Origin of the sequence: Ensifer sp. Root127 (genome assembly GCF_001425225.1) — a bacterium.
Taxonomy (GTDB): domain Bacteria; phylum Pseudomonadota; class Alphaproteobacteria; order Rhizobiales; family Rhizobiaceae; genus Ensifer; species Ensifer canadensis.
In genome coordinates this window covers 16,711-39,327 of sequence record NZ_LMDX01000006.1, presented here as the reverse complement: position 1 = coordinate 39,327, position 22,617 = coordinate 16,711, and the positions used below count along the sequence as shown (strand labels likewise).

The window sequence follows — 22,617 nt, the reverse complement described above, 5'->3', positions numbered from 1 at the left end:
CCTGCCGCCCGAGGTGCCACTCAGCCAGTGACCGCCCCTTCATTGGCCGGGCGGGCCAGTGCGGCAAACTTTGCCAGCACACCGCGTTTGTAGCGCGGTTCCGGCTGCCGCCACTGGGTGCGCCTTCTTGCCAGCTCTTCCGGATCCACTTCGAGTTCCAGCAACTGCCGATGGGCATCGATGACGATCCGGTCGCCCTCCTCCACCAGCGCAATCGTGCCGCCTTCGAAGGCCTCCGGCGTGACGTGGCCGACGACCATGCCCCAGGTTCCGCCCGAGAAGCGGCCGTCGGTGATGAGACCGACGCTGTCGCCAAGGCCCCTGCCGATGATCGCCGAGGTCGGTGCGAGCATCTCCGGCATTCCCGGGCCACCTTTCGGCCCGAGATATCGCAACACCAGGATGTCGCCGGGCCTGATCCTGTCCGACAATATGGCGTCCATTGCCGATTGTTCGTCCTCGAACACACGCGCAGGGCCGCTCATGACAGGGCTCTTCAACCCGCTGATCTTGGCGACAGCACCGCCTTCGGCAAGATTTCCCTTCAACACGGCGAGATGCCCCTCGCGATAGAGCGGTCTTTCATAGGGCCGGATAACCTCCTGGTCTGAGCGGGGCTGGTCCGGAACATCTGCAAGTTCCTCACCGATCGTCCTGCCGGTGATCGTCAGGCAGTCGCCGTGCAGAAGGCCGGCATTCAAAAGGATCTTCAACACCTGCGGCACGCCGCCCGCCCGGTGCAGGTCGACGGCCATGTATCTACCCGACGGTTTGAGGTCGCAGAGGACGGGCACGTTGCAGCGAACGCGTTCGAAGTCGTCGAGTGTCCACTCGACCTCTGCCGCATGCGCGATGGCGAGGTAGTGCAGCACGGCATTGGTCGATCCGCCCGTCGCCATGATCAAGGCAACGGCATTTTCGATCGACTTGCGCGTGACGATGTCCCTGGGCTTGATGCCCTTCTTGACCGCTTCGACCAGGACTTGAGCCGACTGAGCGGCACTGTCCGTCTTCTCCCGGTCGGGATTGGCCATGTTGGAGGAATAGAGAAGCGACATGCCGAGCGCCTCGAAGGACGAACTCATCGTGTTGGCGGTGTACATGCCGCCGCAGGAGCCGGTCGACGGACAGGCATTGCGTTCGATGCCGTCGAAATCCTCTTGGCTCATCTTGCCCGCCATGAAGGCGCCGACGGCTTCGAAGGCGGAGACGATCGAAAGGCTCTGCCCCTTCCAGTGGCCAGGCTTGATCGTGCCGCCATAGACATAGATCGCCGGAACATTGGCGCGGAGGATGCCGATCATGCCGCCCGGCATGTTCTTGTCGCAGCCGCCGAGCACGAGCACGCCATCCATCCACTGCCCCTGCACCGAGGTTTCGACGCAGTCGGCGATGACCTCGCGGGACACGAGCGAATATTTCATGCCTTCGGTGCCCATCGACATGCCGTCGGAAATCGTCGGCGTGCCGAAGATCTGCGGATTTGCACCGGCAGCCTTGATGGCAGCGACAGCGGCGTCGGCCAACGGCTGCAGCCCGGCATTGCAGGGCGTGATCGTCGAATGACCGTTGGCAATACCGATCATCGGTTTGTCGAAATCGGCTTTCTCGTAGCCGAGCGCATAATACATCGCCCGGTTGGGGGATCGCGCGACACCTTGCGTGATGTGTTTCGAGCGCTCGTTGTAGGCCATGATTTGCTCCCTCGGTTCATTCAAGGTCGAGTTTACTGGCGTTCAGCAGGCCTGTGAAATATACTTTTTTCGCACAAATAAGTCGTAGAACATATCAATCGGAATGCATCATGGATTTGAGGCAACTTCGCCAATTCGTCGCCGTCGCCGAAGAGCTGCATTTCGGCCATGCGGCCGCTCGCCTCAACATGACCCAGCCGCCGCTCAGCCAATCGATACAGGCACTGGAGGGGGAGCTGAAGGTACAGCTGTTCAAGCGCACCAAGCGGAACGTGGAACTGACATCCGTCGGCAGGCAATGGCTCGCCCATGTCCGCCAGGTGCTTGACGGGGCGAACGGCCTTGCCGACACCGCAAAAAGGCTGTCACGCGGCGAGATCGGCCACCTGCGTTTGTCCTTCGTCAGCACAGCCGACTATAGCGTTCTGCCCGACATGGTCAGCCGCTATCGCGCGGCCTATCCGCATGTGGAACTGACGATGCGCGAAGCCACCAGCGATATCCAAATCGAGGCGTTGCTCGACGAAGAAATCGATGTCGGGCTGATCATTGCCCCCAGCCAAGCGTCGCTTCATCCTGCCCTTTCCTACCAGGCTTTGCTGCGGGAACCGCTGGTTGCCGCGGTGCCGACGGCCTGGATCAACGAAGGACGAAAGGGGTTTGCTGGAAAAATCCTGGAGCCAGCCGACTTCTTCAAGGCGCCATTCATCGTTTTTCCACGGCGGGCGGCACCGGCTTTTCACGATATCGTCTCGGGATATTTCGCCGAACATGGGCTGGCGTTCACCGCCTATCAGGAAGCCATCCAGATGCAGACGATCGTCGGTCTGGTCGCATCCGGGCTGGGGGTGGCGCTGGTGCCGCAATCGATGACCAATCTTCAGCGGCGCGGGGCAACCTATCTGCCGCTGGCCGGCAGCGTACCGGAGGTGGAAACCGGCCTTGCGTGGCGCAGTTCGGACCAGAATCCGGCACTCGACACCTTCCTTGCCGCGGCGGTACCGGCCGATAACAGGTGACCGCGCGTTGTCGGCTGGTAGGGCGCGCAGCGCAACGGCATCCCTGGAACATCAACTGCACGCTACCGCATCAGGCCGCGCAGGTCGGGCATGCGGTTGCTGATGATGGTTTCCATCGAAAAGAAGCCGGTGACCGTCATCAGGTCGAAATCGGTGATGAGCTTCTGGTAGAAGGCGTCATAGCCAGCCATGCCACGCGTCACCACCTTGATCAGATAGTCCCAGTCGCCGCCGATCCGGTAGAGGTCCGTCACCTCCGGCAGACGCTCGACATGCTTGCGGAAGTTGTCGGCCCATTCCTTGGAATGATGGCGGGTGCGGATCATCACGAACACGGTAAGGTCGAAGCCGAGCGCTGCGACGTCGATTGCGGCATGGGTACCAAGCACAAGCCCGCTGGCGTTCAACCGTTGCAGGCGCCGCCAGCAGGCGTTCTGCGACAGTCCGACTCGGTCGGCCAGATCACGCTGCGAAATCGTGCCGTCCTTTTGCAGGCAGGACAGGATCCGCATATCAATTTCGTCAATCTTTTCCATTTCAGCGATCACATGACCCGATTTTGACTCGCAGAAGCATAAGAATGATGAAGTTTGCATGCAACCGATCGATTAGACTTATCGTCTGTCCGACTCCGGGAGGAAACGATGACGACGCCGTGCCCACGCCAGCCCTATCTTACCGGCCCGCTCGAAGCATTTCGGGAAAGCCTCGCCGGCGACAACGCAATCGCTGACCTGCGGGCTGGGCTCGTCGGCAAGACTGCAAAGATCGACGGTCCCTTCGGCGTCAAGAACCTCGTCTATGCCGACTATGTCGCATCGGGCCGGGCATTGATGCAGATCGAGCATTTCATCCTCGAACAGGTCCTGCCCTATTATGCCAACAGCCACACCGAGGCGTCCTACTGCGGCGGCTCGATGACCAGGCTCCGCCGCGATGCGCGCGCTGTGATCGCCGCCTGCTGCGGCGCCGGACCTGAGCATGCCGTCATTTTCGCCGGCTCCGGCGCCACCGCCGGCATCAATCGGCTGGTGAGCCTGCTGGGTGTTACCGAGGCGGTCGCCACCGGTCGGCGCGTGCGCATCCTGATCGGGCCCTATGAGCACCACTCCAATATCCTGCCCTGGCGCGAAAGCGGCGCCGAGGTGGTCGAGATCGCCGAGTGCCCTGCCGGCGGGCCGGATCTCGTCGCACTCGACGACGCGCTGAAGCAACCGGCCGATCTCGTCGTCTGCGCCTTCTCCGCCGCCTCCAACGTCACGGGCATCGTCACCGATGTTGCGGCCGTCACCCGGATCGCGAAGGCGGCAGGCGCAAAGATGGTGTGGGACTATGCCGGTGCTGGGCCCTACCTGCCGATCGACATGTCGCCCGACGGCGCTGCCGCGATCGACGCCGTGGTCATCTCGCCGCACAAGTTCATCGGTGGTCCCGGCACGTCAGGCATTCTGATCCTGCGGCGTGACGCGGCCGTCACCGCCAAGCCATCCTGGCCCGGCGGCGGCACCGTCAAGTTCGTTTCGCCCACCGGCCATGACTATAGCCAAAGCCTGGAAGCGCGCGAGGAGGCCGGCACGCCGAACGTCGTCGGCGATATCCGCGCCGCACTCGCTTTCCTCGTCAAGGAAGCGATCGGTGCCGAGGCAATGCAGGCCAGAAACGCCGAGCTGACCCGTCGCGCTATCGCCGCATGGCAAGGCATCGAGCGGCTGGATTTGCTCGGTCCTCTCGGGCCACAGCGGCTGCCGATCTTTTCCTTCCGCGTCAAGGACGGCAAGGGCGGCCATGTCCACCAGCAGCTCGTCACCCGCATGCTCAGCGATCGCTTCGGCATTCAGGCGCGCGGTGGCTGCGCCTGTGCCGGTCCCTATGTGCACCGGCTGCTCGGCATCGATGACGAGGAATCGCAACGCCTGCGCGACGCCATCCTTGCCGGACAGGAAATGCTGAAGCCGGGTTTTGTCCGGTTGAACTTCAGCGTCCTGCTCGCCGACGAAGAGGTGGCGTTCATCCTCGACGCCGTCGCCAAGCTCGCCGCCGACGCAGCCAGCTACGAGCAACACTACGATTTCGACCCGGCGCGCGCCATCTTCTTCCCGCGTGCAGCGCTTGCAGCGGAGGCCTGAGGCATGGCGAGGCCTGACATTGCGGCTTTCTTCGACCCGCGAACCTGGTCCGTACAATATGTGGTCAGCGACCCGAAAACGCGGGCCTGTGCGATCATCGATCCGGTGCTCGACTTCGACGAGAAATCCGGCGCGATAGCGACAGGCAATGCCGACCGGCTGCTCGACTTCGCGCGAGCGCAGGACCTGGACGTCCAGTGGATCCTGGATACCCATCCGCATGCCGACCACTTTTCCGCCGCCGCCTATCTGAAGGCCAAAACCGGCGCGCCCACGGCCATCGGCACGCAGATCGTCAAGGTCCAGAAATTATGGGCCGACATCTACAATTGGCCAGGCCTGAAAACGGACGGATCGCAATGGGACCGGCTGTTTGATCGTGGCGATACGTTTCGGATCGGCAGTCTCGAGGCCGGGGTGATGTTTTCGCCGGGACACACGCTGGCATCGATCACTTACCTCATCGGGGACGCTGCCTTCGTGCACGACACGGTGTTCATGCCGGACAGCGGAACCGCGCGCACCGATTTCCCCGGCGGCAGCGCCAACGCGCTGTGGGCGAGCATCCGCGACATCATGGCCCTGCCGGACGATACCCGTATCTTCGTCGGCCATGACTATCAGCCTGGTGGACGCGAACCGCGCTGGGAAAGCACTGTTGCACTGCAGAAGGCGGACAACATCCATTTGACACGCTATGTCTGCGAAAGCGAGTTCGTCGCGTTCCGCGAGGGACGGGACCGAACGCTGCCGATGCCCAAGCTCATCCTCCATGCCCTGCAGGTCAATATCAACGGCGGCCGGCTTCCGGAGCCGGAGGAAAACGGCCGGCGCTACCTGAAATTCCCCATCGACGCCCTGCAAGGTGCCGCATGGTCCTGACGGCGCCCCGTTCGCGGGCACGTTCCGTGTCCCGGCCATCTTCCGGCTTCGGTGCATCTCGGGCGACAGCGTTCGCCCCCCAGCCCGGCGCCGAATGATGACGCTAGACCTCGTCCAATACATTCTGGCAGCCTTGAGTGGCGGTCTCGTCGGCTTCAGCCTCGGACTGTTCGGCGGCGGCGGCTCCATTCTCGCCGTGCCCCTCCTCGTCCAAGTCGTCGGGGTGAGCAACGTGCACGTGGCGATCGGCACGAGCGCCGTCGCAGTCGCAGCCAATGCGCTTTCGGGACTGGCAATGCATGCGCGGCACGGGACGGTGAAATGGCGCTGCGCGGCAATGTACTGCGTCACCGGCATCGGCGGCGCCTGGATCGGCGCAGCACTCGGCAAGGCGCTGGATGGCCAGCGGCTCTTGCTGTTGTTCGCGGCACTGATGGCCGTCGTCAGCGTGACCATGTTGCGGCGGCGCCACATGGTTGGCGATCCGGCGTCGAGCTGCACACCAAGAAACGCACCGAAGGTGCTCTCCTTTGGCGCCGGAACCGGCATCATCTCAGGCTTCTTCGGGATCGGCGGCGGGTTCCTGATCGTTCCGGGCCTGATGGTTTCAACCGGCATGCCGACGATCAACGCAATCGCCACGTCGCTGGTTGCCATTACCGCTTTCGGCCTTACAACCGGGGCAAGCTACACCTTCTCCGGTCTGGTCGACTGGCCACTCGCTCTCTCCTTCATCGGCGGCGGAGCCCTTGGCGCGCTTACGGGCTGTCGCGCCGCCCACAGTTTCAGCAAGTACCAATCGACGCTGAACCTGTTGTTTGCAGCCCTCACCTTCGCCGTCGCCATTGGTCTGGCGTTCTACGCATGGTGATAGGGCCGTCGGCGCGGCGCGTATGGCTCTTCGACGACACGCGGACCGAACAACCTGTTTGCCGGAAATTCTCTATCCTCGGCTTCATGTTCGGCCACAAATGTAGCTAATCTACATTTCTTTTGACATATGTAGATTTGTTCATTATCACGATGAGGACGCACGGCGAGTGAGACCACGAAGGCCCAGGCAGGGTTCTCGGGAGAGGCCGATGCGATCGTCTGGAGGAAATCAATATGTCACGCCGTTTCGCGCTGGCTTCAGCGCTTGTCTCCCTACGCTCAGTTTTCTCGACCGGCAGTGCCTATGCTGCCGGAATGACCGTCTATTGCCCGATGTCGGAAGACGATTGCGCCTCCGTGCTGAAGGCATTCAAGGACGATAGCGGCATCGAAGCACCGTTCGTGCGCATCGGCGCCGGCGAAATCCTCGCCCGCATCCGCGCGGAAAAGAGCAATCCCCAGGCTGGGCTGTGGCTGGCAGGTGCGGCCGACAACTTTATCCAGGCCGCCAACGAGGGCCTGCTCGCGCCGCACAAGAACGCCGGCATCGACAAGGTAGACCAGCGCTACACCGACAAGGAAGGCCGCTGGACCCCCATCTCGATCTCGCCGATCGTCTTTGCCTACAGCCAGGCGGTTCTCGACGAGACCGGCGCCAAGCCGCCGACAAGCTGGAAATCCTTTGCCGACCCGGCCTTCAAGCAGAGCGTCGCCCTTGCCCACCCCGCATCCTCGGGAACGGCCTACGTGGCTCTTGCCTCGATGGTCCAGCTTTTCGGCGAGGAGCCGGCCTTCGAGCTGATGAAGAAGATCGACGAAAACGTGGTTCAGTACACGCGCTCCGGCGTCGCGCCATCCCGCATGGTCGCCAACAACGAGATCGCGCTTGCCATGGCCTATACTCAGGATATCGAGGCCGCACTCGCGCAGGGTTATCCCGTCGGCTACGCGTTTCCCGAAGAGGGCACCGGCTTCGAGGTGAATGCGGCAGCGGCAATCGCCAACGCATCCGAGGAGCAGTCGAAGGCCGCCGCCAGCTTCCTCGACTGGGTGCTCACCGAGAAGGGCCAGGCCGCCATCGGCGCAACGTTCCGCGGGCCGATCGTGCCGGGCTACAAGAATCCTGAAGCCAAGATCGACCTCTCCAACGTGAAGATGATCGACTACAACTTCAGCTGGGCCGGCGAAAATCGCGCTCGCCTCCTGGAGCGCTATGAAAACGACGTGCGCCACAAGGCTGACGCCAAGTAACGCCGGCAAGGAGCCCCGCCATGACCCTCGTCTCGCAAGCGACCCCGTCCGGGCGGACGGGGGCATCGCCGGCCTTCCTGCGCAAGATCGTCGTCGATCCCTGGCTGTTCGGCATTTTCGCCGTCGTCACGCTCTCGGTGCTCGTCTTCGCCGCCTTGCCGATCTTCACCGTTCTGAAGCAGGCTGTGATCACCGACCGCGGCTTCGATCTCGCCGCCCTCGCCGACGTCCTGTCGAAATCCTTTGTCTGGGAATCGTTGTTCAACACGCTGCTGCTCGGCGCGACTTCAGCAGTGATCGCCACCGTGATCGGCTTCGTGCTTGCCTTCTCGGCAACACGCACGACCATGCCCGGCAAGACCTTCGTGCACGGCGTGGCGCTGCTGCCGATCATCTCTCCACCCTTCGTCATGGCGCTCGCCGTGGTGATCCTGTTCGGGCGCTCGGGCCTCATCACCCGCGAACTGCTCGGCATACGCAACGCAAACGTCTACGGCTTTCACAGTCTGGTTCTGATCCAGTCGCTCGCCTTCACGCCGATCGCCTATCTCAACATCCGCAGCATGCTGCAATCGATCGACAGCGCGCTTGAAGATGCTTCCGCCACGCTCGGCGCCTCACGCTGGATCACCTTTTCACGGGTGACGCTGCCGCTCGTCACGCCGGCGATCCTGAGCTCGGGATTGCTGGTCTTCGTCAAATCGGTCGAGGATTTCGGCAACCCGATGCTGATCGGCGGCAACTTCAACACACTCGCGGTCGAAGCCTATTCGCAGATGGTCGGCTACTTCGACCTGCATTCCGGCGCGCTGCTCGCAAGCCTCATGCTGGTTCCCTCGATCACAGCCTTCCTTATCCACCGCTACTGGGTCAGCAAGCGAAGCTACGTGACCGTAACCGGAAAGCCGACGGCTCAGACGATCCGCATTTCCGGCATGGCCGTGGTGCTGCCGCTTTCGATCCTCTGCTACGCTATCGTCTTTGCCATCCTGCTGTTCTATCTGACGGTCATCTACGTCTCCTTCACCCGCCTGCCGGGCATCGACAACACGCTGACGACCGACCACTACGCAACGGTGTTCACCGCTGGCTTCCAGACGCTCGCCAACTCCTTGCTGCTGGCCGGCGTCGCCACGCCTGTGACGGCCATTGCAGGCATGCTGATCGCCTATCTGCTGGTCAGGAAGGCGTTTCCCGGCAGCTTCCTGCTGCGCTGGGGCACGCTCCTTTCCTTCGCCGCACCGGGCACCATCCTCGGTATCGGCTATGTCAGCACCTTCAACGCGCCGCCGCTGCTCCTGACAGGAACCGCCTTCATCGTGGTTGCCGCCATGGTGGTGAAGAACCTTCAGGTCGGTATCGAGGCAGGCTCGAACCAGCTTCGCCAGATCGACAAGTCGATCGAGGAAGCCTCGATGACGCTCGGCGCGTCCAATACGCGGACCTTCTTCCAGATCACGTTGCCACTGCTCAAGCCGGCGCTGTTCACGTCACTTTCCTATGCCTTCACGCGGTCGCTGACGACACTGAGCGCGGTGATCTTCCTGGTTTCGGCCAACTGGACGCTGATCACGGTCACGATCCTGTCGCAGGTGGAAACGCTCAAGATCGGCGTCGCAGCGGCTTACTGCAGCATCCTCGTCTTCGTCGTGCTCGCCATCCTGGCGCTCATGCAGCTTCTCCTGTCGTCGACATCGCCCAAGAGGTAATCCCATGTCGAAAGTCATCTTCTCCAATATTTCCAAGCGTTTCCCCGGTGCTTCCGGTACGGCCGCGGGCCTTGCGGTCGACCGTCTCAACCTCGTCATCGAAGAAGGTACGCTGGTGACGTTGCTCGGCCCCTCGGGCTGCGGCAAGACGACGACTCTTCGCACGCTTGCCGGTTTCGAGACGCCCTCGGAGGGCACCATCACCATCGGCGGACGCGACGTCACCAATGTCCCCGTCAACGCGCGCAATGTCGGCATGGTGTTCCAGAGCTACGCCCTCTTCCCGCATATGACGGTACGCGAAAACGTCGAATACGGCGTGCGTCTTCTCAACCTGCCGCGGCATGAGATGAAGGATCGCGTCTCCTCCGTTCTTGCGACGATGGCGCTCGAAACCTACGCCGACCGCTCGCCGTCACGTCTCTCGGGCGGCCAGCAGCAGCGCGTGGCGCTTGCGCGTGCCGTCGTGACCCAGCCGAAAGTGCTGTTGTTCGACGAACCGCTCTCCAACCTCGACGCGCAGCTTCGCGAACGCATGCGCGACGAATTGCGCGCCATCCAGCTTCGCCTCGGCATCACCAGCCTCTACGTCACCCACGACCAGAGCGAGGCCATGGCGATTTCGGACCGGGTCGTGGTGATGCGCAACGGCGTCATCGAACAGGACGACACCCCGCTCAACGTCTATTCGCGTCCCGGCACCGGCTTCGTCGCCGAATTCATGGGAAAAGCAAACATCCTGATAGGCAGCGTCGAAACGACGGATGAATCCACGGTGTCGATCCGCATTGCCTCCACGGTCGCCTTCACGCTGCCGCGCGGCAACCGTGCCTTCAAGCCGGGCGAACAGGTGCGCTGCGTCGTGCGACCGGAACATATCCGTGTCGACGCCAAGGGCGCGACGCAGGCAAAGGTGCGCCGCGTGGTGTTCCAGGGCGCATATGTCGAATACCTGACCGATCTGGAGGGCGGCCAGGAATGCGTCTTCCTCGACAGCAATTATTACCGCACGGGCGTGGCCGAAGTCGGCCAGATGCTGGGCCTGTCGGTCGACACTCGGCCGGTCTGGATCCTGCCGAACAATGAAGCCGCCGAATTGGGAAAAGCTGCATGACCATCAATCAACCCATCCTCCGCGATCTCCACGAGACGATCGTAAGCGTTGCCAGGGAGGCCGCGCTTGCAGCAGGTGCCGTGGCGCGCAAGGGCTTCATCGAAGCAAGCCCCGAGAACCTGCAGACCGAGCAGAAGGCAGGCTTCTTCGACATCGTGACGGCCTGCGACAAGGCGGCGGAGGCGGCGGCCTGCGACATCATCTGGTCGCGTCTGCCGCAATCGCGCATCCTCGGCGAGGAAAGCGGCTGGCAAGGTGAAAGCGAGACGACCTGGATCATCGACCCGATCGACGGCACCAGCAATTTCGCTTCCGGCCTGCCGTTCTTCTGTGTCTCGATCGCCGCCTACCATGCCGGTGAGCCGGTCTGCGGTATCGTCTACGATCCGATGCGGGAAGAGCTGTTCATGGCGAATGCCGGGCGTCTGACGCTGAACGGCGACATCGTCTCGCCCTTCTCGCGCGCAAGTAGCGACCGTCACGTCGAACTGCTGAGCAACGCCCCCTATGAGGGCGAGCGGCCCGATCTGGCGGCACTCGAGGCCTATGCCGATCTCGTCACCTCGTTTCGCGCCGTTCGGCGGCTGGGTTCCTGCGCGCTCCACCTCGCCTATGTAGCGGTCGGGCGGGTCGCCATCGCCTATGAGTCCAAGTTCAGCGCCTGGGACATTGCAGCCGGCCTTCAGCTGGTTGCCGCAGCCTCCGGCCAGATTATCGCTCAAGACGCAAACGGGCAGCGTATCGAGCCGAGCGAACAAGCGCTTGGAGCGGTGAAAAGGCTCGTTGTCGCGCAGGCCGGTTTTGACTATCAATCGTCCTGCCTGTCGAAGCTGATGGCAGATGGCAAGTTGTAGTCCAATTGCGAAAGACGCTTTATGACACGTGCACTCAAGCTGCCAATACGATGGGTCCCATGCTGGATCTGATCAGGCAATCCCTGTCCCAGTTCACGCCCGCCGAGCGCAGGATCGCGGAAGCGATCCTCGACACGCCGAGCACGGCGATCACCTGGTCGATAACGGATGCGGCGCGCGTCGCCAAGGTCAGCGAGCCGTCGATCATCCGCTTCTGCCGCAGGCTCGATTGCGATGGCTTTCCGGATTTCCGTCTGAAGCTCGCCCAGCAGCTTGCCGTTCGCCAGTCCACGGCAGCCGTGGCCGAAAGCGGGACCGATCCATTCTCCGGTATGGTGGACGACATATTCAACCGCGCAGCAGAAGCCTTGCGCGAGGCGCGGCATGACCTCGACCTCGATTCCCTGCGTCGCGCCGTGGACCTTCTGGCGAAGGCGCGCCGGATCGACGTCTATGGCTATGGTGGATCCGGCTTTCTGGCAGGCGAAGCGCAGCATCGCATGGCCTCTCTCGGGATCGCGAGCGTCGCCTATTCCGATCCGACCTTGCAGATGGTCTCGGCTGCGCGCCTCTCCCCCTCAGATGTGCTGTTCGTCCTCTCCTTCTCAGGCCGCACGAGCTACCTGATTTCCAACATCGAGATCGCCAAGAAGTCGGGCGCCCGCGTCGTCGCCATCTCTCCCGGCGGCTCCATCGTCGCCTCGCTTGCTGACGAAAACATCAATCTCAATGCCTATCGCACATCCGCGGGCCCCCTCATCGTGCCCACCGGCCGCGCGCCGATGTATGTGATGCTGGATGTGCTCTTTGCGCTGCTGGCACCTGAACTCGACAAGGCCGATTGAACCGCGCCGGGTGAGGCGCTCCGGTCGCCGTCGTGATGCCCGGCACGACGGCGACCGGAATGCCGTCATACTTGTTACTCCCATCGTTTCGGCTTCGGTGCGAAACTACCTCCTGAGCAACAGCGCACAATCTTGGGCGAAGTCGCCCGTGCCAACGAGGAGGTTTCAAGCGCCATGACGACATCAGCGGAAAAAGGCGGACACCCCGCCATGCAGACACCACCGGTCGTATCTCCACAAGCCTGGGAAGAAGCCCGCCAGCAACTGCTGGTGAAGGAGAAAGCCCAGACCCGCGCCCGCGACGCACTGGCCGCCGAGCGTCGGCGAATGCCATGGATGGCCGTTGAAAAGGCCTATGCCTTCGACGGCCCTGCGGGCAGAGCCAGCCTGACCGACCTGTTTGCCGGCCGGCGCCAGTTGATCGTCTATCGCGCCTTCTTCGAACCGGGCGTGTTCGGCTGGCCCGATCATGGCTGCAGAGGTTGCTCCATGGTCGCCGACCAGGTTGCCCACGTCGCCCACCTCAACGCCCGCGACACCACGCTCGTCTTCGTTTCGCGCGCGCCGCAGGCGGACATCGCGCGGCTCAAGGCGCGCATGGGCTGGGAGATACCGTGGTTCACCATCACCGACGATTTCGATGCCGACTTCGGCGTGGCCGAATGGCACGGTACCAACGTGTTCTATCGCGACGGCGAGCGCGTGTTCCGCACCTACTTCATCAACAACCGCGGCGACGAACAGATGGGGAGCACCTGGAACTACCTCGACATCACACCGTTGGGCCGGCAGGAGGTCTGGGAGGATTCACCGCAAGGCTATCCGCAGACGCCAACCTACAAGTGGTGGAACTGGAACGACAGTTACGTCGCAGATGCCGCGCCCGACAAGAAATGGGTCGAAGTGTCGGACGCGGGCGAAGCGGCGTTCCGCGACCGACAGGCGGGCAACAAGCCTTGAGCTTTAGCATCGTAGACAAGGCGAAACTGGCGGCAAGGGTCGTGGGGCGTCGCCTTCGTTTCGCTAATTGCTGGGAACGATTGTCGGGCTCGGGGGCGGAGCGACGTCGGCGCCCGGCCTGATGGCGAGAATGCTCAGCGCGATTGCGACGAGCACGCAGATAAGGATGAGGAAGGCGATACCGGTTTTGTCCATCGCCTTACATCAAGCCTTCAATGTGGGGAAATCGAGACGAGAGAAATGTTCCTCTCCCAATTGGTTAGGCAGCGACCGTAGGACATGTTCCGCACCCGAACCGTTCTGCACCTGTTCGGGGGATGTTTAGAATTTGCTATTTCCCGGCGCGGAACGGCCGGCCTCATCGGCATGCCCTGCAGCGGAGCGCTCTCTTCAGGCCTGGACAAGCATTGCGGCATCGATACTCGCCCGCCCCCTCCACGAGAAACGGGCGAAGGGAAGCGGACAAGGTAGGGTGCTACAGCACTTCCAGGAAAAAGTGCGAAGCGGCTCTTAGACAGGAACGTCTAAGAACAAGGAGGTAGAGCGTTTCTGCCACTCAGTCTAAACTGGAGACATTCTGCAGCGCCGCGCGTCTTTTTAAACGTGCAAAGGTCGCTGTAGGACTTTGAATTGTTCCATGTTTTTATCCTTAAAGCGAATACGATTTAACGAAACATGCGGTAGTAGCCGGCTAGTCGGCGTCCATGGTTTCATCGCCGGTGCCGGTAGGATCGATATCGGGGTCGACCCCTTGTGATTGCGCGTAGGTCGTGTTGCCGGAGCCACTGGTCGCGCATCCTGAGATCGCCAGAAGCGCCGTGACTGCAATCGCCGTAAGAAATCTGGTGGGCATGGTTTTCTCCACTTGGGGGCTGCCGTTGCAGCCTGGGGTATCCGGCAGCGACCTAAGCCTGTTTTGTCCTGATCCGGAGATTCTCCTACGCTGACGGGAAACGCAAGTGGTATTCGCGCAGGATCACAGCTGTCGCGAGCGCCAGGTCGACTGACCGGAACCCTTTGCACTCTTTGCCGAATCGCCCGCACACCGCTACAGCATACTTCCTGCGTGCAAAGGGCGCGCGAAGGATGCTGTAGGGCTTTACCCTTGCCGCGCAAGACCAGTCGGGACACCACGTTGAAGACCATCGCCATTGATTTCGAAACCGCCAACGAGCAGCGCGGCAGCGCCTGTTCGGTCGGTCTGGCCTGGGTCGAGGATGGCCGGGTCGTGCGGATCGAGGAGCGGCTCATCCGTCCGAAGACCATGCGCTTCTCCTCCTTCAACATCGCAATCCACGGCATCCGCCCGGAGCATGTGGAGGACGCAGGCGAGTTTCCCGAAGTCATGGACGAATTCGCCGACGACTTTCGCGGCGCCACCATGATCGCCCACAATGCGGCCTTCGACTTCAGCGTCTGGCGCTCCTGTCTCGATCTCTACCGGCAGGATTATCCGGAACTGTCCTATCTCTGCTCGGTGAAGATGGCGCAAAAGGTCTGGCCGCATCTCGGATCGCACAAGTTAAACATCCTGGCCGGTCATCTCGGCTTGACCTTCGCACATCACAACGCTGCCGAGGACGCGGCGATCTGTGCCGAGGCAGCGATTGCGATTGCCGGGTCTCTGGGCATTTCGCAGGTCCGCGACATTCCGACCATGATCGGCATGCGGGCCGGACGGCTGTTTGCCAACGGCTACGACCCTTGCACCTGCCGGAAAAAATAAGCCCGCTGGGCAGGCATGCCCGGAGTGGTTCAGCCCGATACACCAGATCGCCCGCGAGATATGGCTTCACCCCATGATGGCTTCACCCCATGGGTGCGGCCTCGACCGAGATCCGGTAGCGCGTGACGAACGGCTGATCGGGATAGAAGGGCAGTGACGTGGGCGCGGCTGGCGATGCCAAGGGGTTGTCGGCTGACGAGACCGCCGGGCCGAAATCGAAGGCCGAGCAAACCGGCTCAACGCCAAGGGCGAGATGTTTCCCATCCCATGGATAGGCCTTCCGGCCGCGATTGCTGTACCAGAGCAACAGGCTTGGGAAATGCTCTTTCTGCCATTCAAGGCGGGCACGAAACCCCTCGTCACGGTAGTGCAAGGCGATCGCGCCATCGATGCCGACCAGCTGCAGCAGTTCCTCGGCATTCTGGTCAAGCGGAACGGACGCCGCATCGATGGTGGCGCCATCGCGGGCGTCGACGCTCTCAAGCTTCGACCATCGTCCGCCCGGCGCAAACAGCGTCGCCACCGGCTCCACGTCGCCGGGAAAACTGCGAACCTCGCCATAGGCTCCGGGCTCGAGCCTGACCGATCCGGGCCGGGGTGACAGGCGGAAGGTGGGGTGCAGGCCGATCGGCAGCCTGCAGGGTCGCCGCACCTCGATCTCGAGCGTGATGTCGACGGCGGCGGCCCGCGGGTCCGGCACGATGCGCCGGCGCAATTGGCGCACGGGATGGCCGTCCGGATAGCTGCACGTCAGGACGATCTGCCGCTCGTCGCAGTCGCCCCAACTCCAATGTGCGTTCGAGCCGTGGCCGTGCGGCACATCCGCTCCAGCGAAGGTCTCGCCAGCGTCCGACCAGCCTTTCGGCAGCGGGCGCGAGCCGTCGCTGCCGAAGGGCACGCAGGGCCATTCGCCGCGCAATTCCTGCAGGATCGGCGGCAGCGTCGTTCTGTCGGGATCCGAACCCCAGGGTGCGACATGCAGCGGGCTTACCTGTCGTCCATCAGGCAAAAGGAAAGTGACCGGCCCCAGCATGCCGCCCAGGGATTGCACCGCCAGGCATCCATGCGCCCAGGCCAGGCCGCGCCTTGTCGTCTCAGTCATCTCGATGCCGCCCCGCCAAAACGGTTCTCCGCCAGTCCGGGGGTGTCGACCGTCAGGGCATAAAGGCTGCCGGCGAGCCGTTCCCCGGGCTTTGAGAGGATACTGGCCGTCGTGACATAGAGCGTCTTCAGGTCGGCACCGCCGAAGGTGCAGGTCGTGATATTGGTGACCGGCATTTCGATGATCTCCGCCACGGAACCCTCAGGCGATATGCGCGCGATGCAGCCGCCGCCGAAACGGCAGTTCCAGAGATAGCCATCGCTATCGATCGCCGAGCCGTCAGGTGAACCGCGGGAGAAGTCAGCAAGGAATGTCCGTTCGTTCGAGATCGAACAGTCCGCTATTGCGTAATCGAAGGCGTAGATCTCGTTGGCGAGCGTATCACCGAAATAGAAGGTGCTGCCATCGGGACTCCAGCAAAGCGTGTTGGAGATGCCGAGCCCATGCCGCCACTCGCTCACCGTTCCATCAGGCGCGATGCGGTAGAGGATGCCCTCGCCTTCTGCCGTCTCGCCAAGCTCGCCGTCGGGCAGAACATTGTTCTTCATCGACCCGACCCAGAAGTTTCCCGCCGGGTCGGGACGACCGTCGTTCAGGCGCACGCGCGGATATCCGGGCAAGCGGAAGCCGTGATCCTCGCGCCGGTCGGTTTCCGGCCACCACCAGACGAGTTTTGAGGCTAGCGCCAGAAGCAACCGCCCTGGCTCGTCGGTGAGGGAGACCGCCACCACCGGCTCGTCGAATATCCAAAAGCGGACCGAACCGCTCGCCTCATCATACCGATGGACGAGAAATCGATTGACGTCGCTCCAGTAGAGCGCCTGCTCGGATGCCGACCAGACGGCGCCCTCGCCGCATTTGTCGCCGACCGGGGCAACACAGGTAACCGACCTCACCATCCGCGCCTCCTATTCAGCCGCGAGATCGTGGACAAGCGACCGCGACGGTCCGAGGGCATGGGCGTTCTGCACCAACGCGCGCATGTACCCAAGCGCAAAGGCCTTGCCCGCATGCCAAGAGGCAGCACAGGTCATTGCCGGCGTATGGTCGGGGATCATCACGCCCTGATAGTTTTCATCGCGCAGGATGCGCACGATTTCGGCCATGTCGATATCGCCTTCGTCGACGAAGGTTTCGACGTAGCGCGGCATCTTGCCCTTCACATTGCGGAAGTGGATGTAGCCGATGCGCCCTGATCGCGCGAAACGGCGGACATGTTCGTAGATATCGCCGCCGGGCATTTCCTGAAGCGAGCCCAGGCACAACTCCAGCCCGTTCGACGGGGAATCGACGATCGACATCAACCGATCGTACTTTTCCGGCCGGTTGACGAGCCGGGCCGTGCCACGCAGCGCCTCGGCCGGCGGATCGTCGGGATGAGCACCGAGCATGACACCGGCTTCCTCGGCGACCGGAACCACATCCTTCAGAAAACGCGAGAGGCGATCCCAGATCTCGGCGTTGCTGACCGATACCGGTTTGGCGCCGGGCACGGCGCGGCGATACCGCATGTTCCAGACCATGCCGTCGGGGATGGGCGCGTCCGGATCGGGCACGGCGCCCGGCGCATCTTCGACGCCGAAGCCGACGGATTCAGCACCGCCGCGCGCATAGGGGCCACGGGTCCAGCCATAGACGCCGGCGAGCGAGAAATTGTAGCCGATGCAGGGAACGCCTGCGCGCCCGGCATCGCGGATCAGTTGCTTCAGCGCGTCGATCTGCGCATCGCGCTCCGGTCCGTCGAGCAGGATGTCGTGCCAGAAGCGCGGCGAAAAATTCTCGATGGCGGCAAGTTCGAGCCCGCCTGCCCGCACGTCCCGAACCAGAGCCGACAGCTCCTCATAGGTCCAAATGCGGTCGGTGGAGCAATCGCCCCATCCACCATTGTCGCCGCTGTCGATCTTCGGATCCTTGCCGGCGAAATAGTTGGTCAGATGCGCGACGATGTGGGTTGCGCCGGACTGGAGCGCGAAGCGGTAGTTGTCGGGCGTGAGCTGTTCACGATAGAGGCCAAGGCCGATTTTCATCTTGTTCTTTCCCTGTGCGATTATTTCACGCCGATGCCGGCGGTGAGCCCGCCGTCGATGCGGAAGTCCGATCCGGTGATAAAACCGGCACGATCGGATGCGAGATAGGCGACGAGGTCCGCGACTTCCTCCGGCTCGCCGATGCGGCCAATCGGATGGGCGGCGCCGAAGCGGGCGAAGGCTTCCTCCTCGCTGACGCCCTCGCCGCCATAGGTGCGCGCGGCCAGCGACAGGAGCGGAGTGCGGACGGAACCGGGGCTGACTGAATTCACCCGCACCTTGAGGTCGGCATGATCGAGCGCCATCGCGCGGGTCAGCGCATGGATGGCGCCCTTGGTGGCGACATAGGCGGCGACATTCTGCTGACAGCTATGGCCCTGGACCGAGGAAATGTTGACGATCGCCCCACCGCCGCGCTTGGTCATCTCGGGGATGGCGAAGCGCCCCGTCAGGTAGATCGAACCGACATTGACGGACAAGCACCGGTTCCAAGTCTCGAAGCTGGTGTCGAGCACGGTGCCGAAGGGATGAACGGCGGCGGCGTTGACGACGATATCAAGACCACCATCGCGCGACACAACCGCCGCGACGGCAGCCGCCACATCTGCCTCGACCGACACATCGACCAATCGTGAGGCCATTGCCAGGCCACGCTCCTGTGCGATCCGGTCGAACGTCTGGTTGGCCGCGGCATCGTTGCCGCAAGCCAAGACCTTGGCGCCGGCCGTGGCAAGCCTTATGGCCGATGCCAGCCCGATACCGGAGGTTCCGGTAACCAGCGCCACTTTTCCTGCAAATTCAGTCATGATCGGCTCCGAACTCCCTAACGCACACGTTCCAGGACTTGATTGAGAAGCACGGCGCCAAGGATGATCCCGCCACGCACGACGTACTGCCAGTACTCGCTGACGTTCATCAGGGTCATGCCGTTGGAGATGCAGCCGAGAAACAGCACCCCGATCAGGGTTCCCCAAATGCGGCCCTTGCCGCCGAACAGCGAGGTGCCGCCGATGATGACGGCCGCAATTACGTCAAGCTCCATGCCGGTGGCGGTCGTGCCGGTACCGGCTCCGATCTGCGAGGCGATCAGCGTGCCCGAAATCGCCGTCAGTGCGCCGGTGAGGCCGAGCGTCAGCGCCTTGACCTTCCAGATGTCGATACCCGAGAGCCGAGCCGCCTCCATGTTGCCACCGACGGCATAAACCTCGCGGCCGAAGCTGGTGTATTTCATCAGGAAGTGCATGGCCGCGAAGGTGAGCACGAAAATATAGACCGGGAAGGGAATGCCGAAGAGGTAGCCGCCACCGAGGAAATCGAAGCCGGTCGGAAACGTCGACAGCGGAAATCCACCGGTGATGAGGTTCGCAACACCGCGAAGGGCGGCAAACAAAGCGAGCGTGGTAATGAAAGTCGGGACGTTGAACCACTGCCGGAAGCGGCCGGTGAGGTAACCAAGCGAAAAGCCGACGGTAAGCGCGACGGCAAAGCCGAGGATAACGGCGTTCCAGCCGCCGATTGCGTCCGTGTAGGCGTCGGCGAACCAGGCAACGATGCATCCCGCCAGTGCGACCCCGGCGCCAACAGAAAGATCGATCTCGCCCGAAATGATCACGGCCGTCATGCCGAAGGCGATGATCCCCAGCATCGCCACGGTTCGCAGCACGTTGAGGATATTGGCGGTCGAGGCAAAGCCCGGCGCCATCAGGATGAGGAACAGGACCAGACCCGCGAGGATAATCTCCATCGGATAGGTCTTGAGGAGACGCAGCGAGACGTTCTGTCCGCCGCCTTCAGCTGTTTGTTGGCTGACAAGTGTCATTGGGAGGCCCCTTCCATGCATAGGCCGTAGAGTTGGGTAAGATCGGTCCTAGTGGGATCCACCTCCGCCACCACATTACCGTGGTGCATCACGAGAATGCGGTCTGCCACTTCGAGGACCTCCTCGAGTTCGGTCGAAACGAAGATGCTTGCCAGGCCGTCCGAGGCTTTTTGCCAGATGATGTCGAAGATCTGTCGCTTGGCCTGGACGTCGACGCCGCGGCTCGGCTCATCGAAGAACATCACCGAGGGAGCCCTGTTCAGCCACTTGCCGATCACCACCTTCTGCTGGTTGCCGCCCGACAGGGAAGACACCGGCAATTCCGGATCGCCGCACTTGATATGCAAATCGGCGATCTGCCGATCGACATGTGGCTGTTCGCGGCGACGGGAGATCAGTCCGTTTCGCGCAATGGGGCCGAGACTTGCCATGCAGAGATTGTCGGCCGTCGGCAGCGATTGCACGAGACCGACCTCCTTGCGGTTCTCCGGCGTATAGCCAAGACCGGCGGCGCGCATCTGGCGCGGCGTGGCGCCCGTCATCGATTGCCCGGCAAGGTGCACCGTGCCGGCGTCTGTCCGGTCGGCGCCGAAGATCGCGCGCATCAACTCGGTCCTGCCCGAGCCTAGCAGGCCAGCGATCCCGAGAATCTCGCCGCGATAAAGGTCGAAGGAGACGTCGTTGAAGTGTCCTGCACGGGTCAGGCCGCGCACTTCGAGCAGCGGCTTGAGCCTGTCGATCACCTGGCGCGGCGGCCGTTTCGTGCGGGCGGCGTCGCCAAACATCATGCCGACGATCTCGGCGGGCGAGGTCACGGACATCTCGACGGCACCGATATAGTGGCCGTCGCGAATGACGGTGCAGGTGTCGGCGATCTCGAAAAGCTCGCTCATGCGGTGCGTGATGTAGATCATCGTCACGCCGCGTGCCCGCAATCGCTCGATCAGCGCGAAAAGCTGCTTGACCTCTTTCGAGGCGAGCGCCGATGTCGGTTCGTCGAGCAGCAGGATCGATGGGTTGAAGGACATCGCCTTGACGATCTCGACGACCTGCTGTTGCCCGACGCTGAGGCCCGAGACCGGCTGGCGGGAATCGATCGAGAGCCCCATGTCGGACAGAAGCTCGGTCGCGCGCTTGTGCAAACCCTTCCAATCGACGACACGCAAGCCCGCGCGCCTGGTGTGCGGCAGGCGACCGAGAAAAATGTTCTCGCCGACGGACAGTTCGGGAACCAGCGAGAGTTCCTGGTGCACCGTGACAATGCCGGCATCAAACGCGTCGTGCGGCGAAGTAAAGCTCTGGTCTCTTCCGTTGACGCTGATCGTGCCGGAGGTGGGCTCGGTCACGCCGGCAAGAAGCTTGATCAGGGTCGATTTGCCGGAGCCGTTCTTTCCCATCAGGGCATGAACGCGCCCTGGGGTAAAATCATGGGTAAACTCCGACAGGGCAACCGTCGGGCCGTAACGCTTTGTGACGGATCGGAACTCGAGCCGCCCTTGGGCGGTATCTGTCCGGGGCTGAGAGTAGGTCATCGGTGGTTCCCGGTTGGCGCAGAAAATGGTGGCAGGGCCGAGTGGCCCTGCCACGCAACCTTACTTCAGAGCCTTCAGGCCTTCCTTGTAGGCGGCGACCCCGTCGGCATTCGCGCGCGTCAAGGGAAGGACGGGAACATTGACCTTGGTCTCGAACGTCTTGCCTTCGAGCAGTTTCTGCGCTGCCTCGATCGCCTGCTTGCCGACCTCTAGAGGCTGCTGCGCCGTCGTTGCCTGGAGCACGTTGTCCTTGTCGAGAAGCATGTTGGCGAGCTGCTCGGAGCCATCGGTGCCGAAGACGAACACTTTGCCCTCAAGCCCGGCCTTCTTCACCGCCTGGACCGCGCCGATCGTGCCGCCTTCGTTGGCGGCATAGATCACCTTGATATCCGGATTGGCGGTCAGCATGTCGCTGGCAACAGCCAAGGCCTTCTCGGCGAGCCAGGCATCCTGCTGCGCGACGATCTCGACCTGAGAGGACACCACGTGAAGGAAGCCGTCGACACGAGCGTTCGACTGTTCCGGCAGGAGCGCCTTGAAGGCGAGCGTACCGATCTTGACCTTCTCGCCATTCCCGAGGGTTTTCAGAAACGGGGCGGCCGCCTCGCCGGTGCCGATGCCGATATCGCGGTCCGAACTGGTCACCGTCGCCTGGGCAACGTCACCATTGGCAGACGTGCCGTAGGTGACCACGGTGATGCCGGCATCGCGTGCCTTCTTGAGCGCGGGAACCGACGCGTCGGCCGACAGCGGCGCGACCACGATCGAGTTGACGCCGCGGGCGATATAGGTGTCGATCAGCTGCGCTTCCTTTTCGAGCTTGCTGTCGCTGTTTCCGGCGAGAAGTTCGTCGCCGGCGGCTTCCGCCGCCTTCTCCATCCCGATCTGAATGCCGCGGAAATACTGGTCCTGCTGGAAGACGATGCCGGCGATGGCCTTGCCGTCGGCAAGAACCGCGCTCGGCGCGAAGCTGACACTCACCAGAAGTGTTGCGAGCGTCAGGACGTGGCGTTTTGTTTTGATCATAACGGGTCTCCTCCCCTATGCCCTTGATCGTGTTGCCGGCCCGCGGGCTAAGGGGCCG

Annotated in this window: 22 protein-coding genes; 11 read left to right on the top strand and 11 right to left on the bottom strand. The window is 62.7% G+C overall.

Annotated elements, in window-relative coordinates; genetic code table 11:
- Nucleotides 1-20: 20 nt before the first annotated feature.
- Nucleotides 21-1,694 (bottom strand): dihydroxy-acid dehydratase, encoded by a 1,674-nt coding sequence (ilvD, locus tag ASD03_RS09885; RefSeq protein WP_057213114.1) that lies wholly within the window; start codon nt 1,692-1,694, stop codon nt 21-23.
- 110 nt (nt 1,695-1,804) lie between these two features.
- Here ilvD and ASD03_RS09880 point away from each other — a divergent pair, with 110 nt between their 5' ends.
- Nucleotides 1,805-2,713, top strand: coding sequence for a LysR family transcriptional regulator (locus ASD03_RS09880; RefSeq protein ID WP_057213112.1), 909 nt, complete (start codon nt 1,805-1,807; stop codon nt 2,711-2,713).
- 62 nt (nt 2,714-2,775) lie between these two features.
- Here the strand turns inward: ASD03_RS09880 and ASD03_RS09875 are convergent, their stop codons facing one another.
- A complete protein-coding gene (locus ASD03_RS09875) occupies nt 2,776-3,249 on the bottom strand; it encodes an Lrp/AsnC family transcriptional regulator (RefSeq protein WP_038577978.1) in 474 nt (157 codons plus the stop codon).
- A 108-nt stretch (nt 3,250-3,357) separates the two neighbouring features.
- Here ASD03_RS09875 and ASD03_RS09870 point away from each other — a divergent pair, with 108 nt between their 5' ends.
- From ASD03_RS09870 to ASD03_RS09830, 9 genes are all read left to right on the top strand, one after another.
- Entirely contained in the window at nt 3,358-4,839 is a 1,482-nt protein-coding gene (locus ASD03_RS09870; RefSeq protein ID WP_057213110.1) for an aminotransferase class V-fold PLP-dependent enzyme, read from the top strand.
- Between the two features lie 60 nt (nt 4,840-4,899).
- Nucleotides 4,900-5,721, top strand: coding sequence for an MBL fold metallo-hydrolase (locus ASD03_RS09865; protein WP_244494231.1), 822 nt, complete (start codon nt 4,900-4,902; stop codon nt 5,719-5,721).
- Between the two features lie 97 nt (nt 5,722-5,818).
- A complete protein-coding gene (locus tag ASD03_RS09860) occupies nt 5,819-6,592 on the top strand; it encodes a sulfite exporter TauE/SafE family protein (RefSeq protein ID WP_025429540.1) in 774 nt (257 codons plus the stop codon).
- A 236-nt stretch (nt 6,593-6,828) separates the two neighbouring features.
- Nucleotides 6,829-7,845: an ABC transporter substrate-binding protein gene (locus ASD03_RS09855; protein ID WP_057213106.1), complete on the top strand. Its 1,017-nt coding sequence runs from the start codon at nt 6,829-6,831 to the stop codon at nt 7,843-7,845.
- Nucleotides 7,846-7,865: 20 nt separating this feature from the next.
- Nucleotides 7,866-9,554 (top strand): iron ABC transporter permease, encoded by a 1,689-nt coding sequence (locus ASD03_RS09850; protein ID WP_063997071.1) that lies wholly within the window; start codon nt 7,866-7,868, stop codon nt 9,552-9,554.
- A 4-nt stretch (nt 9,555-9,558) separates the two neighbouring features.
- Nucleotides 9,559-10,668 carry an ABC transporter ATP-binding protein gene (locus ASD03_RS09845; protein WP_057213104.1) on the top strand — a complete coding sequence of 370 codons (1,110 nt, stop codon included), beginning with the start codon at nt 9,559-9,561 and terminating at the stop codon, nt 10,666-10,668.
- Nucleotides 10,665-11,522, top strand: a complete 858-nt coding sequence (locus tag ASD03_RS09840; RefSeq protein WP_057213102.1) for an inositol monophosphatase — start codon at nt 10,665-10,667, stop codon at nt 11,520-11,522. Before ASD03_RS09845 ends, ASD03_RS09840 begins: the two co-directional genes overlap by 4 nt.
- A gap of 59 nt (nt 11,523-11,581) precedes the next feature.
- Nucleotides 11,582-12,367, top strand: coding sequence for a MurR/RpiR family transcriptional regulator (locus ASD03_RS09835; protein ID WP_057207641.1), 786 nt, complete (start codon nt 11,582-11,584; stop codon nt 12,365-12,367).
- A gap of 174 nt (nt 12,368-12,541) precedes the next feature.
- Nucleotides 12,542-13,327 (top strand): DUF899 domain-containing protein, encoded by a 786-nt coding sequence (locus ASD03_RS09830; protein WP_057213202.1) that lies wholly within the window; start codon nt 12,542-12,544, stop codon nt 13,325-13,327.
- Between the two features lie 63 nt (nt 13,328-13,390).
- On the opposite strand, the gene ASD03_RS41085 is transcribed toward ASD03_RS09830, so the two are convergent.
- Nucleotides 13,391-13,522 (bottom strand): hypothetical protein, encoded by a 132-nt coding sequence (locus ASD03_RS41085; RefSeq protein WP_272953725.1) that lies wholly within the window; start codon nt 13,520-13,522, stop codon nt 13,391-13,393.
- Nucleotides 13,523-14,018: 496 nt separating this feature from the next.
- Nucleotides 14,019-14,180, bottom strand: a complete 162-nt coding sequence (locus tag ASD03_RS39925; protein WP_164474919.1) for a hypothetical protein — start codon at nt 14,178-14,180, stop codon at nt 14,019-14,021.
- A 282-nt stretch (nt 14,181-14,462) separates the two neighbouring features.
- On the opposite strand from ASD03_RS39925, the gene ASD03_RS09825 reads away from it, so the two are divergent.
- Nucleotides 14,463-15,053 carry a 3'-5' exonuclease gene (locus ASD03_RS09825; RefSeq protein ID WP_057207667.1) on the top strand — a complete coding sequence of 197 codons (591 nt, stop codon included), beginning with the start codon at nt 14,463-14,465 and terminating at the stop codon, nt 15,051-15,053.
- Nucleotides 15,054-15,135: 82 nt separating this feature from the next.
- Here the strand turns inward: ASD03_RS09825 and ASD03_RS09820 are convergent, their stop codons facing one another.
- From ASD03_RS09820 to ASD03_RS09790, 7 genes are read right to left on the bottom strand one after another with little or no spacing between them, the layout of a single operon-like run.
- Nucleotides 15,136-16,155 (bottom strand): hypothetical protein, encoded by a 1,020-nt coding sequence (locus ASD03_RS09820; protein WP_057213100.1) that lies wholly within the window; start codon nt 16,153-16,155, stop codon nt 15,136-15,138.
- Nucleotides 16,152-17,054, bottom strand: a complete 903-nt coding sequence (locus ASD03_RS09815) for an SMP-30/gluconolactonase/LRE family protein (RefSeq protein WP_057207643.1) — start codon at nt 17,052-17,054, stop codon at nt 16,152-16,154. Before ASD03_RS09815 ends, ASD03_RS09820 begins: the two co-directional genes overlap by 4 nt.
- Before the next feature lie 9 nt (nt 17,055-17,063).
- A complete protein-coding gene (locus tag ASD03_RS09810) occupies nt 17,064-18,182 on the bottom strand; it encodes a mannonate dehydratase (protein ID WP_057213098.1) in 1,119 nt (372 codons plus the stop codon).
- A gap of 20 nt (nt 18,183-18,202) precedes the next feature.
- Complete coding sequence (locus ASD03_RS09805; protein ID WP_057213096.1) at nt 18,203-18,988, bottom strand: SDR family oxidoreductase; 786 nt, start codon at nt 18,986-18,988, stop codon at nt 18,203-18,205.
- 17 nt (nt 18,989-19,005) lie between these two features.
- Nucleotides 19,006-20,001 carry an ABC transporter permease gene (locus tag ASD03_RS09800; protein WP_057213094.1) on the bottom strand — a complete coding sequence of 332 codons (996 nt, stop codon included), beginning with the start codon at nt 19,999-20,001 and terminating at the stop codon, nt 19,006-19,008.
- Nucleotides 19,998-21,533: a sugar ABC transporter ATP-binding protein gene (locus tag ASD03_RS09795; RefSeq protein WP_057213092.1), complete on the bottom strand. Its 1,536-nt coding sequence runs from the start codon at nt 21,531-21,533 to the stop codon at nt 19,998-20,000. Before ASD03_RS09795 ends, ASD03_RS09800 begins: the two co-directional genes overlap by 4 nt.
- Nucleotides 21,534-21,593: 60 nt before the next feature.
- A complete protein-coding gene (locus ASD03_RS09790; RefSeq protein ID WP_025429553.1) occupies nt 21,594-22,559 on the bottom strand; it encodes a substrate-binding domain-containing protein in 966 nt (321 codons plus the stop codon).
- Nucleotides 22,560-22,617 lie beyond the last annotated feature (58 nt).

Coding starts and splice junctions, on each gene's coding strand:
- ilvD (WP_057213114.1), bottom strand. CDS start 1,694: ATGGCCTACAACGAGCGCTCGAAACACATCACGCAAGGTGTCGCGCGA.
- ASD03_RS09880 (WP_057213112.1), top strand. CDS start 1,805: ATGGATTTGAGGCAACTTCGCCAATTCGTCGCCGTCGCCGAAGAGCTG.
- ASD03_RS09875 (WP_038577978.1), bottom strand. CDS start 3,249: ATGGAAAAGATTGACGAAATTGATATGCGGATCCTGTCCTGCCTGCAA.
- ASD03_RS09870 (WP_057213110.1), top strand. CDS start 3,358: ATGACGACGCCGTGCCCACGCCAGCCCTATCTTACCGGCCCGCTCGAA.
- ASD03_RS09860 (WP_025429540.1), top strand. CDS start 5,819: ATGACGCTAGACCTCGTCCAATACATTCTGGCAGCCTTGAGTGGCGGT.
- ASD03_RS09855 (WP_057213106.1), top strand. CDS start 6,829: ATGTCACGCCGTTTCGCGCTGGCTTCAGCGCTTGTCTCCCTACGCTCA.
- ASD03_RS09850 (WP_063997071.1), top strand. CDS start 7,866: ATGACCCTCGTCTCGCAAGCGACCCCGTCCGGGCGGACGGGGGCATCG.
- ASD03_RS09845 (WP_057213104.1), top strand. CDS start 9,559: ATGTCGAAAGTCATCTTCTCCAATATTTCCAAGCGTTTCCCCGGTGCT.
- ASD03_RS09840 (WP_057213102.1), top strand. CDS start 10,665: ATGACCATCAATCAACCCATCCTCCGCGATCTCCACGAGACGATCGTA.
- ASD03_RS09835 (WP_057207641.1), top strand. CDS start 11,582: ATGCTGGATCTGATCAGGCAATCCCTGTCCCAGTTCACGCCCGCCGAG.
- ASD03_RS09830 (WP_057213202.1), top strand. CDS start 12,542: ATGACGACATCAGCGGAAAAAGGCGGACACCCCGCCATGCAGACACCA.
- ASD03_RS41085 (WP_272953725.1), bottom strand. CDS start 13,522: ATGGACAAAACCGGTATCGCCTTCCTCATCCTTATCTGCGTGCTCGTC.
- ASD03_RS39925 (WP_164474919.1), bottom strand. CDS start 14,180: ATGCCCACCAGATTTCTTACGGCGATTGCAGTCACGGCGCTTCTGGCG.
- ASD03_RS09820 (WP_057213100.1), bottom strand. CDS start 16,155: ATGACTGAGACGACAAGGCGCGGCCTGGCCTGGGCGCATGGATGCCTG.
- ASD03_RS09815 (WP_057207643.1), bottom strand. CDS start 17,054: ATGGTGAGGTCGGTTACCTGTGTTGCCCCGGTCGGCGACAAATGCGGC.
- ASD03_RS09810 (WP_057213098.1), bottom strand. CDS start 18,182: ATGAAAATCGGCCTTGGCCTCTATCGTGAACAGCTCACGCCCGACAAC.
- ASD03_RS09805 (WP_057213096.1), bottom strand. CDS start 18,988: ATGACTGAATTTGCAGGAAAAGTGGCGCTGGTTACCGGAACCTCCGGT.
- ASD03_RS09800 (WP_057213094.1), bottom strand. CDS start 20,001: ATGACACTTGTCAGCCAACAAACAGCTGAAGGCGGCGGACAGAACGTC.
- ASD03_RS09795 (WP_057213092.1), bottom strand. CDS start 21,533: ATGACCTACTCTCAGCCCCGGACAGATACCGCCCAAGGGCGGCTCGAG.
- ASD03_RS09790 (WP_025429553.1), bottom strand. CDS start 22,559: ATGATCAAAACAAAACGCCACGTCCTGACGCTCGCAACACTTCTGGTG.